Source organism: Massilia sp. NBRC 108631 (assembly GCF_059704565.1).
On the sequence record NZ_BAAKJE010000220.1, the window covers coordinates 13,836 to 28,763 of the forward strand.

At 66.9% G+C, this 14,928-nt stretch carries 11 protein-coding genes; 4 read left to right on the forward strand and 7 right to left on the reverse strand.

Annotation, left to right across the window (positions count from 1 at the left end):
- Window positions 1-42: 42 nt before the first annotated feature.
- Window positions 43-1,749 (forward strand): methyl-accepting chemotaxis protein, encoded by a 1,707-nt coding sequence (locus AC6H42_RS23845; protein WP_497549101.1) that lies wholly within the window; start codon window positions 43-45, stop codon window positions 1,747-1,749.
- Window positions 1,750-1,873: 124 nt separating this feature from the next.
- Here the strand turns inward: AC6H42_RS23845 and AC6H42_RS23850 are convergent, their stop codons facing one another.
- Genes AC6H42_RS23850 through AC6H42_RS23865 form a run of 4 tightly spaced genes read right to left on the reverse strand, consistent with a single transcriptional unit; the run spans window position 1,874 to window position 8,077 of the window.
- Entirely contained in the window at window positions 1,874-3,058 is a 1,185-nt protein-coding gene (locus tag AC6H42_RS23850; protein ID WP_057154003.1) for a hybrid sensor histidine kinase/response regulator, read from the reverse strand.
- On the reverse strand, window positions 3,058-3,669 hold the full coding sequence (locus AC6H42_RS23855) for a chemotaxis protein CheB (RefSeq protein WP_497549102.1): 612 nt from the start codon (window positions 3,667-3,669) through the stop codon (window positions 3,058-3,060). The genes AC6H42_RS23850 and AC6H42_RS23855 overlap by 1 nt, the downstream gene beginning before the upstream one ends.
- Window positions 3,666-4,499, reverse strand: a complete 834-nt coding sequence (locus AC6H42_RS23860; RefSeq protein ID WP_497549103.1) for a CheR family methyltransferase — start codon at window positions 4,497-4,499, stop codon at window positions 3,666-3,668. The genes AC6H42_RS23855 and AC6H42_RS23860 overlap by 4 nt, the downstream gene beginning before the upstream one ends.
- Window positions 4,496-8,077 carry a response regulator gene (locus tag AC6H42_RS23865; RefSeq protein ID WP_497549104.1) on the reverse strand — a complete coding sequence of 1,194 codons (3,582 nt, stop codon included), beginning with the start codon at window positions 8,075-8,077 and terminating at the stop codon, window positions 4,496-4,498. The genes AC6H42_RS23860 and AC6H42_RS23865 overlap by 4 nt, the downstream gene beginning before the upstream one ends.
- A gap of 113 nt (window positions 8,078-8,190) precedes the next feature.
- Between AC6H42_RS23865 and AC6H42_RS23870 the strand changes: the two genes are divergently transcribed.
- Window positions 8,191-8,679: a hypothetical protein gene (locus tag AC6H42_RS23870; RefSeq protein WP_497549105.1), complete on the forward strand. Its 489-nt coding sequence runs from the start codon at window positions 8,191-8,193 to the stop codon at window positions 8,677-8,679.
- Here the strand turns inward: AC6H42_RS23870 and AC6H42_RS23875 are convergent.
- Complete coding sequence (locus tag AC6H42_RS23875) at window positions 8,676-9,659, reverse strand: zinc-dependent alcohol dehydrogenase family protein (RefSeq protein ID WP_497549106.1); 984 nt, start codon at window positions 9,657-9,659, stop codon at window positions 8,676-8,678. The two genes, AC6H42_RS23870 and AC6H42_RS23875, sit on opposite strands and share 4 nt — an antisense overlap.
- Before the next feature lie 125 nt (window positions 9,660-9,784).
- Here AC6H42_RS23875 and AC6H42_RS23880 point away from each other — a divergent pair, with 125 nt between their 5' ends.
- Window positions 9,785-10,696 carry a LysR family transcriptional regulator gene (locus AC6H42_RS23880; protein ID WP_057154009.1) on the forward strand — a complete coding sequence of 304 codons (912 nt, stop codon included), beginning with the start codon at window positions 9,785-9,787 and terminating at the stop codon, window positions 10,694-10,696.
- Here the strand turns inward: AC6H42_RS23880 and AC6H42_RS23885 are convergent.
- Together AC6H42_RS23885 and AC6H42_RS23890 are read right to left on the reverse strand one after the other, a co-directional pair.
- Window positions 10,693-12,273, reverse strand: a complete 1,581-nt coding sequence (locus tag AC6H42_RS23885; protein ID WP_497549107.1) for a methyl-accepting chemotaxis protein — start codon at window positions 12,271-12,273, stop codon at window positions 10,693-10,695. The two genes, AC6H42_RS23880 and AC6H42_RS23885, sit on opposite strands and share 4 nt — an antisense overlap.
- A gap of 124 nt (window positions 12,274-12,397) precedes the next feature.
- Window positions 12,398-12,775, reverse strand: coding sequence for a DUF4148 domain-containing protein (locus AC6H42_RS23890; protein WP_082551628.1), 378 nt, complete (start codon window positions 12,773-12,775; stop codon window positions 12,398-12,400).
- Between the two features lie 189 nt (window positions 12,776-12,964).
- Here AC6H42_RS23890 and AC6H42_RS23895 point away from each other — a divergent pair, with 189 nt between their 5' ends.
- Window positions 12,965-14,701: a M20/M25/M40 family metallo-hydrolase gene (locus tag AC6H42_RS23895; protein WP_057154011.1), complete on the forward strand. Its 1,737-nt coding sequence runs from the start codon at window positions 12,965-12,967 to the stop codon at window positions 14,699-14,701.
- Window positions 14,702-14,928 lie beyond the last annotated feature (227 nt).

The following is a 14,928-nucleotide window of genomic DNA, read 5'->3' on the forward strand; positions in this document are numbered from 1 at the left end:
GATAGCAAACCGCATAACAATCCACGCAACAATGGGGACAACATGGCACTCTCAAACTTGAAAATTGGCGCCCGGCTGGGCGTAGGCTTCGCGATCGTGCTCGCGCTACTGACGGCGATGCTGATCCTGGGCCTGAGCTCCCTGTCGCGCATCGGCAGCCGCACGCAGGACATCGTGGCCGACAAAAACGTGAAGATGGCCGCCGCCAACGTCCTGGTGGACAACGTGCGCACCATCTCGCTGGCGCTGACCACCATGATCGTGGTGCCCGACACCGCATCGATGAACGCCGAGCTGGCCAAGGTGGCCGAGGCGCGCAAGAAGTACGGCGCCGCCAGGGAAACCATGCTGAAGCTGCTGTCCGACGACAAGGAGAAGCAGCTGATGGCGGCGGTGGACGAGGCGCTGAAATCCGGCGCGGCCAAGAACAACGAGCTGGTGCGGCTGCGCAAGGAGGGCGAAATCCAGGACGCGACCGCGTTCCTGCTCAAGGAGACCGGCCCTTCGCTGAACGCGGTGCTGGCGGCGCTGGACGCGTTCGTGAACTACGAGGCCAAGCTGGCCAGCGACGCGGCAGTCGACGTGGAACAGGTGTACAGCAGCTCGCAGGTCCTGCTGCTGGCCCTGGGCATCGCGGGCATCGCCATCGGCGCCGGCGTGGCGTGGTTCATCACGCGCTCCATCACCGGCCCGCTGAACAAGGCGGTGGACCTGGCCGAAACCGTGGCCTCGGGCGACCTGTCCTCGCACATCGAGGCCGGCAGCGGCGACGAGACCGGCCGCCTGCTGAACGCGCTGCGCGCCATGAACGACAGCCTGCTCAACGTGGTGAGCCAGGTCCGCACGGGTACCGATGCGATCAGCACCGCCTCCAGCGAAATCGCGGCCGGCAACCTGGACCTGTCGTCGCGCACCGAACACCAGGCCAGCTCGCTGGAGGAAACCGCATCGTCGATGGAGGAGCTCACTTCCACCGTGAAGCAGAACGCGGACAACGCGCGCCAGGCGAACACGCTGGCCAGGTCGGCCTCCGAAGTGGCCAGCAAGGGCGGCGAAATCGTGGCGCAGGTGGTGGACACCATGGGCACCATCAACGATTCGTCGCGCAAGATCGTGGACATCATCGGGGTGATCGACGGCATCGCCTTCCAGACCAACATCCTGGCGCTCAACGCCGCCGTGGAAGCGGCGCGCGCCGGCGAGCAGGGACGCGGGTTTGCCGTGGTGGCGTCCGAGGTGCGCAACCTTGCGCAGCGTTCGGCGGCGGCGGCCAAGGAGATCAAGGAGCTGATCAACGCGTCGGTGGCCAATGTGGACACCGGCTCGCGCCTGGTCAACGACGCGGGCCAGACCATGGGCGATATCGTGTCCAGCATCCAGCGCGTGACGGACATCATGGGCGAGATCACGTCGGCCAGCCAGGAGCAGACCCTGGGCATCGAACAAATCAACTCGGCGATCGCGCAGATGGACGAGGTGACGCAGCAGAACGCGGCGCTGGTTGAGGAAGCTGCGGCAGCGTCGCAAAGCATGCAGGAGCAGGCAGGCAACCTGGCCACGGTGGTGGGATTCTTCAAGACGGGGACGCATGCTTCGCACGCGCCTGCGCCGCACCGCGCCGCACCGGCTCGCGCTGCGGCCCCGGCAAAGCCAAGCGCGCCGGCACGCAGCGTGGCCGCGCGCCCGGCCGCCAAGCCTGCGCAGCGCCTGGCGCCGAGCAAACCGGCCGACGACTGGGAAGAGTTCTGAGACTGCGCGCCGATGGCGGCTTACCCTCCCGTCCCGGCGCGCCCGGCTCGGCGCCCCCGCCAAGCCGCCCGCCGTGGCCCCGAATGCCGGGCGGGCGGCGCAGGACGGGTCAGGTGGACACGCCCTAACCCGCCGAGCGCGGCAGCGTGAGCGTAAAGACGGAACCGTCACCCGGCGCGCTGACCACCGTGAGCGTGCCGTTGTGCGCTTCGGCCAGCTGGCGCGAGATGTAGAGTCCCAGGCCGAGGCCCGCGCTGACACCGGTGTCCAGCCCGCGCTCAAACGGCTCGAAGATCTTCGCCTGCGTTTCCTCGCTAATGCCCGCGCCGCCGTCGCGCACCGAGATCCGCACTTCGCGCGGGTCCGCATCGAGCTTCACCTCCACCGGCTTGCCGCAACCGTAGCGCAGCGCATTGGTCAGCAGGTTGACGATCACCTGCTCCAGCCGGAACTCGTCCCACCAGCCGCTCACTTCGCGCTCCGCGACCAGGCTGATCTCGCAGCCGGTCTCCCTGGCCTGGCGCGACAAGTCCGCCACTATCCTTTGCAGCAGCCCGGACAGCTCGGTGGCCGCCGGCCGTATCGACAGCTTGCCGCTGCGGATGCGCGACACGTCCAGCATGTCGTCGATCAGCCGTATCATGCTCTGGATCTGGCGGTCGTCGCGCGCCACCATCTTCTTCCACACTTCCGGATTGAACGCTTCCTGCAAGCCGCGCTCGATCTGCAGCTTGCGCAGCTGCGTTTCCAGGAACAGGGTATTGAGCGGCGTGCGCAGCTCGTGCGCCACCATGGACATGAACTCGTCGCGCGTGCGCAAGGCGCGCTGCAGGTCCTCCTGCGCCGCGTTCAGCTCCCGCAAGGTGGCTTCCTGTTCGGCGCGGGCCTTCTCCAGCGCTTCCACCTGGCGTTGCGTTTCCTGCCGCTGCCGGTGCAGCGCCACGAACACGCTGACCTTGCTCTTCACCATGTCGCCGTCCAGCGGCTTGTACAGGAAGTCCACCGCGCCGGCCTCGTAGCCCTTGAAGGCGTAGTTCAGCTCCTTGCCGGCCGCGCTGACGAACACGATGGGAATGTGGCGTGTCTTCTCGGTGCCGCGCATCAGCTCCGCCAGCTCGAAGCCGTCCATGCCGGGCATCTGCACGTCCAGGATGGCCAGCGCGAAGTCGTGCTCCAGCAGCAGCGCCAGCGCTTCTTCGCCGGATGCGGCCTGGTACACCGCGCGCTCCTCGTCGCGCAGCAGGGCATGCAGCGCGCGCAGGTTTTCCGGCAGGTCGTCCACAATCAGCAGCTTGGTCCGTTCCAGCATCAGCTCCTCTCCAATCTATTTTCCAGCAATGCCAGCAGGGTGCGGATGTCCCTCAGCGGTAATATCAAATCGGGTGTGCGCAGGCGGATGGCGGCGCGCGGCATCACGTCCACCTGCGCCTCGTCCGGGTCCTGCACCACGGTGAGGCCGCCCGCTTCGCCGATAGCGGCCAGGCCGGCCGCGCCGTCGTGGTTGGCGCCGGTGAGCAGGATGCCGGCCAGCGCGGAACCGTACACGTCCGCCGCCGACGCCATGATGAAATCGATCGCGGGGCGCGAGAAATTGTGCGGCGCCTCGCAGCTCAACGAAAAGCAGCGGTCCGATTCTACCGACAAGTGATAGCCGGACGGCGCAAAGTACACCGTGCCTGCCGCCACCGGCTGCTTGTCCTCCGCTTCCAGCACCGCCATCGCCATGCGCTGCGCGAACACTTCGGCCAGCTGGCTGGCGCGCCCCTGCATCATGTGCACCACCACCACGATGGGCAGCGGCGCGCCGGCCGGCAGGCCGGGCAGGATCTCCAGCAGCGCCGACACGCCGCCAGCCGAAGCGCCTATCACCACGGCTTCGAAGGCGCGGCCTTGCAGCAGCTCGCTGAAGGAAGTTTTCATGACAGCTTCCTGAACAGGCGCTCACGCTTCACCACCGGCTCGAAGCGCGGGCCATAGGCCGAGAAGTCGATGCTCTCCTTGCTGCCCAGGCCGAGGAAGCCGCGGTGGCACAGCGACTCGTGGAACAGGCCGAAGGCGCGCTCCTGGAGCTTCTTCTTGAAGTAGATCATCACGTTGCGGCAGCTGATGAAATGGGTTTCGGCAAACACGCTGTCGGTGGCCAGGCTGTGGTCGGCGTAGGTGACGTTTTCCATCAGCGAGCGGTCGAACAGGGCGGCGTTGTAGGCGGCCGTGTAGTAGTCCGAGAAGGCGTGCCTGCCGCCTGCGGCCTGGTAGTTGGCAGTGTAGTCGCGCATGCTGTCGAGCGGGAACACGCCCTTCTTGGCCTTCTCCAGCGATTGCGGGTTGATGTCGGTGGCGTAAATGATGCTGCGCTCCAGCAGGCCCTCTTCCTTCAGCAGGATGGCCATGGAATAGACTTCCTCGCCGGTGCTGCAGCCGGCCACCCAGATCTTCAGCGACGGATAAGTGGACAGCACCGGCGTCACGTGCTCGCGCAGCGCGGCGTAGTAGCTCGGGTCGCGGAACATCTCCGTGACCGGAATGGTCAGGTATTGCAGCAGCTGCGTGAAGGCGGCCGGATCGTGCAGCACGCGCGACTGCAGCACCGAGATGGTGTCGCACTTCATTTCGCCCATGGCGTGCAGCACGCGGCGCTTCTGCGAGGCGTCGGTGTAGTCGCGGAAGTCGTAGCTGTACTTCTGGTAGATGGCTTCCATCAGCATGCTCAGCTCGATGTCGATGCTGCTGCGGTGTTCGTGATGGCTCATGGCTGCATCCACACCCGCAGCAGCGAATACAAGCGGGACAGGTCGATCGGCTTGGCCAGGTAATCGTTGGCGCCGGCGGCCAGGCACTGCTCCTGGTCGTCCTTCATGGCCTTGGCGGTGATGGCGATGATGGGAAGGCGGCCGAAGCGGCCATCGGCGCGGATGCGGCGGGTCGCTTCCAGGCCGTCCATCACCGGCATCATCACATCCATCAGCACCAGGTCGATTTCCGGCACGGCGTTGAGCTTGTCGATGGCTTCGACGCCGTTGCGGCCGATTTCCACCGTGGCGCCCTTCTGCTCCAGCGCGCTGGTCAGGGCAAAGATGTTGCGCACGTCGTCGTCCACCAGCAGGATGCGGCGGCCCTCGAACACGCGGTCGCGGCTGCGCACGGTCTTGAGCATGGTCTGGCGCTCGCTGGACAGCTGCGACTCCACCTTGTGCAGGAACAGCGTCACTTCGTCCAGCAGGCGCTCGGGCGAACGCGCGCCCTTGATGATGATGGAGCGCGAATACCTGTGCAGGTCGGCCTCCTCGGCGCGCGTGAGGCTGCGGCCGGTGTAGACGATCACCGGCGGGAAGGAGGCGATCTCCTCCTGCGCCATGCGCTGCAGCAGCTCGTTGCCCTGCATGTCGGGCAGTTTCAGGTCGATGATCATGCAGTCGAACACGGTGGTGCGCAGCAGCGCCAGCGCTTCCTCGCCCGATTCGACGGCGGTGATGTCGATGTCGTCGTCCGAGATCAGCGCCACCACGCTGTCGCGCTGGCGGGCGTCGTCCTCCACCAGCAGCAGGCGCTTGATCTTCTGCGTGAACTTGTCTTCCAGCTTGCGGAACACCTCCTCCAGCTGGCCGCGGGTGGCCGGCTTGAGCGCGAAGCCGATGGCGCCCATGTGCAGCGCCGCCTCGGCGTTTTCGGAGGCGGATACCACGTGCACGGGAATGTGGCGGGTGTTCGGATTGTCCTTCAGCAGCTGCAGCACGGACAGGCCGGAACGGTCGGGCAGGCGGATGTCGAGCAGGATGGCGTCGGGACGGTATTGCTCGGCCAGCTGCAGGCCCTCGTCGGCGGCGAACGCCACCACGCAGCGGTAGCCCATCTCGTGCGCCAGGTCGTACAGGATGCGGGCGAAGGCCGGTTCGTCTTCCACCACCAGCACCAGGCGCTCGGGCGGCGGCGCCAGGCCGCGGTCGTCCTCGAAGGGACGGGGAACCGGCACGGCGGCCTGGCCGGCCGACTCAAACGCGGATGCAGGCGCAGGTGCAAGCGCCCCAGGCTGGGACGCCGCGCCCGGCCGGGCCCCGGCCGGCGCCGCGCCGGCGGCGGCACCAGGGCCGCCGCCGGGGCCGCCATTGGCGCTGGCGGCGCCGTCCATGCCGTAGGAAGCCCCCGGCGCCATGGCCGGCGTGAGCACGGCGGCGCCATGCGCCGGCGCGGCCCATTGCGCCGGCAGCGTGAGCGTGAAGGTACTGCCTTTGCCCAGCTGGCTCTGCAGTTCTATGCTGCCGCCCAGCAGCCGCGCCAGGTCGCGCGAGATCGACAGCCCCAGGCCGGTGCCGCCGTAACGGCGGCTGGTGGTGCCGTCGGCCTGCTGGAAGGCGCCGAAGATGGTCTCATGCTGGTCGGGACGGATGCCGATACCGGAATCGCTGACAGCGAAGCTGAGCTGGCCCGCCGCATCGGCCGACACGCGCAGTGCGATGCGGCCCGCCTCGGTGAACTTGATGGCGTTCGACAGCAGGTTTTTCAGGATCTGCTCCAGGCGCTGGCGGTCGGTGTAGACCGTTTCCGGCACGCCGGGCGCGAGCTCCACCGTGAACTGCAGGTGCTTCTGCTGCGCCAGCGGCTCGAACACATGGCCCATGCCGCGCACCACCTGCTGCACGCTGAGCTCCTCCGGCAACAGCTCCAGCTTGCCCGCCTCCACCTTGGAAATGTCGAGGATGTCGTTGATCAGGTTGAGCAGGTCGTTGCCGGCCGAGTAAATGGTCTGCGCGAAGCGCACCTGCTCCTCGTTCAGGTTGCCCTGCCCGTTCTCCGACAGCAGCTTGGCCAGGATCAGCGAGCTATTGAGCGGGGTGCGCAGCTCGTGCGACATATTGGCCAGGAACTGCGATTTGTACTGGCTGGCCCGCTCCAGGTCCAGCGCGCGCTCTTCCAGCTGCTGCTGGGCTTCGCCCAGGGCTTCGTTCTTCTGGTCCAGCACCAGCGCCTGTTCGGACAGCTGCTCGTTGGTCTGCTCCAGTTCCGCCTTCTGGTTTTCCAGGCTGGCCTGGGATTCCTCCAGCACGCGCGACTGCTCTTCCAGTTCCTCGTTGGCGGTGCGCAGCTCTTCCTGCTGCACCTGCAGTTCCTCGTTCAGCTGCTGCGTTTCGGCCAGCACCTCGGCGATACGCTGGCGCGCCAGCGTGGCTTCGATGGCGGTGCCGATATTGCTGCTGACCAGCTTGATGAAGTCCAGCTGGCGCAGCGACACCGGCTCCAGGAAGCCCAGCTCCACCACGCCGTTGACAACGCCGTCGCTGTCGACCGGCGCCAGCAGCAAATGGCGCGGCGGCGCCGCGCCCATGCCGCTGCTGATCTTCAGGTAGTCGTCCGGCAGCTTGTCGAGCTGGATCAGGCGGCGCTGCTGCACCGCCTGCCATGGCAAGCCCTGGCCCGGCGGCAGCACGGCGCCATACTGCTCGTCCTCCTGGCCGTAGCCGTAGGACGCGGCGCGGCGCAGGCTGCCGTCCTGCTCGCGCACATACAGCGCGCCGGCGGCCACGCCCACGTAGTGCGACAGGAACTGCAGCAGCGCCGACGACAGCTGCGGCAGCGCCATCTGGCCGATGCCCTGCTCGGCGAGCTGGGTCTGGCCGGCGCGCAGCCACGCTTGTTCCTGCAGGCGTTCGGCATGCTCGGTCTGTTCCTGCAGGGCCGTGCCATAGGTATCGGACAATTTGCGCATGTCGCGCCGGCCCAGCGTGGCCAGCACGCCGCTCACCACCAGGCTGGCCAGCAGGAAGGCGGTGACGGCGATGCCGGTGACCGACTTGGCGTCCGCGCGGCGCTCGGCCAGCAGGCGCTGTTCGCTGGTGACGAAGAGCTGGAACAGATTGCGTACTTCGTCGAATTCCAGCTTGCCGCGGCCGGCCCTGATGGGCTCCAGATAGTCGCCGCCGGTGCGGCGGAGCTCGATCACGTTCTGCGCGAAAACGTCCCACTGCTTCTGCTGGGCGGCGATGTTGCGCACACGGTTCATCTGCACCGGATTGTCTGCCACCATCTCGCGCAGCGTGGCCAGCGCGGTGTCCATCTTGGGCTTGGACAGCTTGTAGGAGGCCAGGAAGCTTTCCTCGCCGGTGAGCGCGAAGCCGCGCATGCCGGACTCCTGGTCCACCATCAGCTTGGCAATTTCGTTGGCGTTGCCGATCACCCGCTCGGTGTGCTCCACCCACGTGAGCACATTCAGCAGGTAGACCAGGATGGCGGCGAATACCCCGACGTTGATCACGCCGGCCACCAGCGGCATGGTGATGTTGCGCGCGAGGATGCGGCGGAAACTGATGTCGTCTTTCGCGGAGGTTCCAGTCATGATGCGGTAGTTCCTGGTTGCATAGGAATACACGAGTGTAGCCGATCATCATGCAGTTTCGTTGATTTGTTGCCAATAGTGCGGCAGCGCATGGGCACCGCTATAATAGGTTCATGCCCACAGAAAGACACGCCGCCATGCGCAAGATCCTGTTCGCCATGCTCCCCTTGCTGCTGACCGGCTGCGCCAGAGACAGCGCAACCTACTACACCGACAGCACCGGCAACCACACGCTGTCGCTGCGGCGGCAGCAGGACTACTTCTGGAACGACAACGCGCGCATCATCCTGGTGGCCACGCGCATGCCGGATTGCCAGCGCCAGATTCCGCTGGGCGAGATGATCGTGGACGAAGTGGACGTGGAAGTGTTCTCGTCGCCCGACAATTTCTGGAGCCTGCGCTCGGGCGACCAGGTGTGGCAGGTGGAGACCCAGAACTGCGCGCTGGTCAGCGAGACCGGGCCGGCCACCGGCACCAAGGTGGGCGACTTCAAGGTGGTGGACGGCAAGCTGGTGTTCGAGCCGGCGGCGGCGCCGGCGGCGGCGCCACCGGCCCCTGCTCCCGCCCCCGCTCCGGTTGCGCCGCCGGCCCCGGCCAGCTAAATCACATCGATCACCAGCTTGCCGCGCGCGGCCCCGCAGGACAGGGCGGCGTGGGCGGCGTTGGCGTCCGCCAGCGCGTAGCGCGCCGGATCCAGCTGCACGCGCACGCTGCCCGCATCCACCAGCCGCGCCGCCTCGCGCAGGATGGCGCCGTGCTGCGCGCGGCCCTTGCCGGACAAGAGCGGCAGCAGGGTGAACACGCCCGAATAGGTCGCGGCGCGGAAAGACAGCGGCGCCAGCGCATGCGTGCCCCAGCCCAGGCAGCTCACCACGTGGCCGCCGTACAGCCGCGCCGCCGCGAAGGAGGCGTCCAGCGTGACGCCGCCCACCGTGTCGTACACGATGTCGAAGCCCTCGCCTCCCGTATATCGCTGCACGTAGTCGGCCACCGATTCGGTACGGTAGTCGATGAAGGTAGCGCCATGGCCCTCGATCGCCGCGCGCTGGCCGGCGCTGCCGGTGGCATACACCTCGGCGCCGAAGGCGCGCGCGAGCTGCACCGCCACGTGGCCCACGCCGCCGGCGCCGCCGTGCACCAGCACCTTCTGGCCGGCGCGCACCCGGGCCCGGTCCACCAGCCCTTCCCAGGCGGTGATGAACACCAGCGGCAGCGCGGCCGCTTCGCGCAGCGAGGCGGTAAGCGGCTTGTGCGCCAGCAGGTCCGCGTCGACCGCCGCGTACTGCGCCAGCGAGCCCTGCACGCCGCCCACGCCGCCGGTCATGCCGAACACCTCGTCGCCCGGCCGGAAGCCGCTGACGCCCTCGCCCACCGCCTGCACCACGCCGGCCATGTCGATGCCCAGCACGGCGGGCAAGGGCATCTTCGCGTGGCCGGCCTGGCCGGATGCGATCTTCAGGTCCAGCGGGTTGACGCCGCTGGCGGCGATGCGCACCAGCACCTGGCCGGCGCCGGGCGCCGGCACGGGAATGTTTTCCAGCGCCAGCGGCGCGCCTGCCTGTTTCGAGATCATTGCTTGCATGATGTCCTCCTGTGGTTGATGAAACCAGTGTAGAGACTGGCGGCGCCGGGAAAAACCGGGCGGCGGCCGATGCAGAATTTCGAAATCGTGGACAATCGGGAATAAATCAACAAAAGGGAGCGGACATGGACCGGCTGGATGCGCTGAAAGTGTTTTGCACGGTGGTGGAAACCGGCGGCTTCAGCCGCGCGGCGGACAAGCTGGGCATTTCCACCTCCTCCGTCACCAACCAGATCGCCGCGCTGGAAGCGCACTTCGGCGTCAAGCTGCTGAACCGGACCACGCGCAGCATGTCGCTCACCGGCGAGGGCCGCCAGTGCCACGCCTACGCGCTGCGCCTGCTGGGCGAGATGGGCGAACTGGAAGACAGCCTGCAGGAATCGGCGCAGCAGCCGCGCGGCGTGCTGCGGGTGGACATGCCGGGCATCCTGGCGCGCCTTTACGTGGCGCCGGCGCTGCCGCGTTTCATGGAACGCTACCCGGACATCACCCTGAAGATGACTGCCGGCGACCGCATGATAGACATGGTGGAGGAAGGCGTGGACGTGCTGCTGCGCATCGGCGAGCTGCCGGATTCGCAGCTGGTGGCGCGCACGCTATGCCGCACGCGCTACGTCACCTGCGCCTCGCCCGCCTTCATCGCGCGCCACGGCGCGCCGCAGGCGCCGGAGCAGCTGGGCGAGTTCCCCTGCCTGAATTTCCTGTATCCGAAGTCGCGCCAGATACGGCCCTGGCGCTTCCAGCAGGAAGGAGAGGCCTTCAGCTACACGCCGCAGGGCAAGGTGGCGATGGACCACGTGGAGGCGCTGACCGCTGCGGCGGCGGCCGGCGCCGGCATCGTTCAGCATATGTCGGTGTCGCTGCAGGAACCGCTGCGCAGCGGCGCGCTGGTGCCGCTGCTGCAGGACTGGCAGGCGGCAGGCCCGGATGTCTCCGTGCTGTACCAGCAGAAGCACCAGCGCGCCGCCAAGGTGAAGGCGTTCGTGGATTTTGTGGCGGAACTGTTCGGGCCTGCCGGGCCCGAAGCCGTCCCCTAGCGTACCAGCGCCACGCCGGTTTCGTGCGCATGCAGGCGGAAGCGGCACACCAGCGAGGCCAGGTTGGCCGCCTGCTCCTGCATGGCGCCGGCCGCCGCCGCTGCCTGCTCCACCAGCGCCGCGTTCTGCTGCGTGACCGAATCCATCTCCGTGATGGCCTGGTTCACATGGCCGATGCCGGTGCTCTGCTCGCCGGTGGCGGCCGTGATGGCGCCCATGATGTGGGTCACCTTGGCCACGCTGCCCACCACTTCATCCATGGTGGCGCCGGCCTTGGCCACCAGCGCGCTGCCGGCCTCGATGCTGCCGACCGAGTCGTTGATCAATTCCTTGATTTCCTTGGCCGCCGAGGCGGAGCGCTGCGCCAGGTTGCGCACTTCGGACGCCACCACCGCGAAGCCGCGTCCCTGCTCGCCGGCGCGCGCCGCTTCCACCGCCGCGTTCAGGGCCAGGATGTTGGTCTGGAAGGCGATGCCGTCGATGACGCTGATGATGTCGACGATGCGGGTGGCGGAATGGTTGATGGTGTCCATGGTCTGCACCACCTGCGACACCACCGTGCCGCCCTGCTGCGCCACCTGCGAGGCGGCCTTGGCCAGCTTGTTGGCCTCGGCCGCGTTGTCGGCGTTGTGGCTGACGGTGGTGGTGAGCTGCTCCATCGAGGCGGCGGTTTCCTCCAGCGAGCTGGCCTGCGATTCGGTGCGCGCCGACAGGTCCATATTGCCGCTGGCGATTTCGGACGACGCGGTGGCGATGGTGTCGGCGCTGCGGCGGATTTCGCCGATGGTGGCGGCCAGGCTGGCCTGCATCGCCTTCATGCCGTGCAGCACGCTGCTGTTGTCGGTCGGGCTGGTGTACACGGCGCTGCTCAGGTCGCCGCCCGCGATGCGGGCCGCCACTTCGGCCGCGTACTCCGGCTCGCCGCCGATGGTGTGGCGCAGGCTGCGGTTGATGTAGCCGACGATGGCGGCCAGCAGCGCGCACACCAGCAGCAGCACGCCGCCGGATTTGAGCAGGCCGGCCTGGAAGGCGTCGTCGATGTCGTCCATGTAGACGCCGGTGATCAGGTTCCAGTCCCACGGCTTGTAGCTGATGACGTGGCTCAGCTTGGGCGAAGCCTCCTTGGCGCCCGGGCGCGGCCACCAGTACTTGACGAAGCCGGTGCCGGCCGGACTGTTGGCCACGGCCACGATGTCGCGGTACAGATAGGTGCCCTTGGGGTCCTTGAAGTCCATCATGTTCTTGCCGTCGTTCTCCGGCTTGATGGGATGCATGATGGTCACGCCGGCATTGCTGGTGATGGACAGATAGCCATCTTTACCATAACGCATGCTCTTGATGACGGCCATGGCTTGCTTCTGGGCCTCCTCCTTGCTCATCGCGCCGGACTGGGCCTTGTCGCCGTACATTTTCAGCACGCTGATGCCGAGGTCGTCAAGATTGGCCAGATCGGCCATGCGCTCTTCGATGCGGGTGTTGCGCAGCTGGATGGCGTCGTACAGGAAGATGGCGGTGATGCAGAACAAACTGCAAATCAACGGGATCCACAGCTTCTGACGGAAAGAAAGATTGCTCACTGCTGTCTCCATAGAATGTTCTTGTAGGACAAGAATACTCTGAATGGAGGGAGGAAAACCACTTAATCGCGGCGCGGCCCCGGCCTTGCGGGCCGGGGTGTTGCGCAAAACAAACCAAGCCTCTTTATTGGGCAGCGGCGCTGCGTTTTGCCGAGGCGGTCAGGGTGGCGGCGGGGCGCTGCACGCGGGCATCGAAGAAGGACGGGTAGTTCACTTCATTGATGTCCAGTTCGCCGTTTGCGCGGGCGGCGATCACCTCGGCCTTCACTTGCTCGCGGGTCAGCGTGGAAGTGGCCGGGGCCAGCGGCGGGTAGTTCACTTCGCTCAGTTCCAGTTCGCCGGCGTTGCGGGCGCGGATGACTTCGGCCTGCACGGCGGCGCGGGTCAGGCCGGTGCCAGGCGCGGCGGCCAGGCTGGGGAAGTTCAGCTCGGCTGGCTCGGCCAGGGCGGCGCCGGCAGCGAAGATCAGGGAGACGGAAGCGATGAGGTGTTTGGCGTTCATGATGTTTTCTCCTGGAAGGTGATACGTTTCGATGGAGTCATCTTATGATTTAATTTGGCGATAAAAAAGCGCAATTATCTGTTTCAAATCATCTGCTTTTCAAATGTGTTGCTTTGCCGGGCTGCGAATGTGATGCAAGCGGGCTGGATATGACACAATGTTGGAATTGAGTTTTCCGCAACTGTTCCAATGAAAAAAATGTCCAGCCTGGCGCTCGCGCTACTGTCCGGCACGGCTGCCGCCGCCGCGGTTCCGGCCGCGCCAGTGCCCGCCGCAGCGCCGGCCTCAGCATCAGCCTCAGCGGCCGCCCACAAGATCGACGGCGGCCACCTGCTGCGCCACATCAAGGCGCTGGCCTCGGACGAGTTCGAAGGCCGCGCGCCGGCCACGCGGGGAGAAGCCATCACCATCACCTATCTGCAGGACGAGCTCAAGAAGCTTGGCCTGGCGCCGGCCAACCCGGACGGCAGCTACCTGCAGAAAGTGCCGCTGGTGTACGTGCAGCCGTCGCCGACGCTGGTCTACAGCGCCGCCGGCAAGCCGGTGCCGCTGAATTTTCCGGCCGACTACGTGGCCTGGACACCGCGCGTGGAACGCAAGGTGGCGCTGGCCAATTCCGAGCTGGTGTTCGTCGGCTACGGCGTGCAGGCGCCGGAATACAAATGGGACGACTACAAGGGCATGGACCTGCGCGGCAAGACGCTGGTGATGCTGATCAACGACCCGCCGCTGCCGGACCCGAAACGGCCGTCGCGGCTGGACCCGGCGCAGTTTGGCGGCGCCGTCACCAGCTACTACGGCCGCTGGAGCAACAAGTTCGAAACCGCCGCGCGGCTGGGCGCGGCCGGCGCGCTGATCGTGCATGAAACGCGGCAGGCCGGCTATCCCTACGACGTGGTGCGCAACAGCTGGGGCCGCGGCAGCTACGGCCTGAAGTACACCAAGGGCGACCACCCGAGCTATCCCGGCGTGGCCGGCTGGCTGCAGCTGGAGCGCGCCAGGGAGCTGTTCCGGGCCGCCGGGCAGGACTTCGACGCGCTCAAGAAAGCGGCACTGTCGCGCGAATTCAAGCCGGTGCCCTTGGGGGCCACCGTCACGGCCAGCGTGGCCAATGCGTGGAACGAAATGCCGTCGCACAACGTGGTGGCCAAAATCGACGGCGCCGATCCCAAGCTCAAGGACGAGGTGGTGATCTACAGCGCGCACTGGGACCATTTCGGCATCGACGAATCGCTGCCCGGCCCGCGCACCAGGCAAATTTTCCACGGCGCGCAGGACAACGCGTCCGGCGTGGCGGCGCTGCTGGAAATAGCGCGCGCGTACAAGGCGCTGCCGCAGGCGCCCAGGCGCAGCGTGCTGTTCCTGCTCACCACGGGCGAAGAGCGCGGGCTGCTGGGCGCGCAGTACTACGCGCGGCACCCGCTGTTCCCGGCCGCGAAAACCGTGCTCAACATCAACGTGGACGGCCTGAACCTGTGGGGCAAGACGCGCGACATCGAGCTTACCGGCCACGGCAAATCGACGGCCGACGAGCTGGTGGCGGCGGTGGCCAAGTTGCAGGGGCGGGTGGTGCGGCCGGAAGGCAATCCCGAAATGGGCGCGTTCTACCGCAGCGACCAGCTCGAGTTTGCCAAGATGGGGGTGCCGGTGGTGTACACGCACGGCGGGCGCGAGTTCATCGGCAAGCCGCCCGGCTACGCCGCCGGCACGCTGGACGCCTACACGGCGCACGACTACCACAAGGTAACGGACGTGGTGCATCCCAACTGGGACTTGAGCGGCGCGGTGCAGGATGTCGAACTGCTGTTCCAGGTCGGCCTGCGCGCCGCGCAAGACGCCGCCACGCCGCAATGGAAGCCCGGCGCCGAATTCCGCGCCGCGCGCGACGCCGCCGCCCTCCCCGCACCCATCCCGGCCGCCAAGTAAGCCGCCCCTAAAGCAAGCTGAGCCGCATCCCCCAAGATCGGGGTCAGACCCCGAGGTGGTCGGGATGCGGCTCAGCTCGCCAGGCATAAAGTTGGTTTGGGGAACCAGAATTCCATCGAGCAATACTACGCAGCTGGCTGCTGCGCCGCTGTCTTCATAGGGGAAAACCGTCCGCAAAGCGAACTGAGCCGCATTCTGCCCACTTCGGGGTCTGACCCCGAAGTGGG

Excerpts from the sequence above, each read along its gene's own strand:
- AC6H42_RS23845 (WP_497549101.1), top strand. The coding sequence starts at position 43 with ATGGCACTCTCAAACTTGAAAATTGGCGCCCGGCTGGGCGTAGGCTTC.
- AC6H42_RS23870 (WP_497549105.1), top strand. The coding sequence starts at position 8,191 with ATGCCCACAGAAAGACACGCCGCCATGCGCAAGATCCTGTTCGCCATG.
- AC6H42_RS23890 (WP_082551628.1), bottom strand. The coding sequence starts at position 12,775 with ATGAACGCCAAACACCTCATCGCTTCCGTCTCCCTGATCTTCGCTGCC.
- AC6H42_RS23855 (WP_497549102.1), bottom strand. The coding sequence starts at position 3,669 with ATGAAAACTTCCTTCAGCGAGCTGCTGCAAGGCCGCGCCTTCGAAGCC.
- AC6H42_RS23860 (WP_497549103.1), bottom strand. The coding sequence starts at position 4,499 with ATGAGCCATCACGAACACCGCAGCAGCATCGACATCGAGCTGAGCATG.
- AC6H42_RS23850 (WP_057154003.1), bottom strand. The coding sequence starts at position 3,058 with ATGCTGGAACGGACCAAGCTGCTGATTGTGGACGACCTGCCGGAAAAC.
- AC6H42_RS23895 (WP_057154011.1), top strand. The coding sequence starts at position 12,965 with ATGAAAAAAATGTCCAGCCTGGCGCTCGCGCTACTGTCCGGCACGGCT.
- AC6H42_RS23875 (WP_497549106.1), bottom strand. The coding sequence starts at position 9,659 with ATGCAAGCAATGATCTCGAAACAGGCAGGCGCGCCGCTGGCGCTGGAA.
- AC6H42_RS23880 (WP_057154009.1), top strand. The coding sequence starts at position 9,785 with ATGGACCGGCTGGATGCGCTGAAAGTGTTTTGCACGGTGGTGGAAACC.
- AC6H42_RS23865 (WP_497549104.1), bottom strand. The coding sequence starts at position 8,077 with ATGACTGGAACCTCCGCGAAAGACGACATCAGTTTCCGCCGCATCCTC.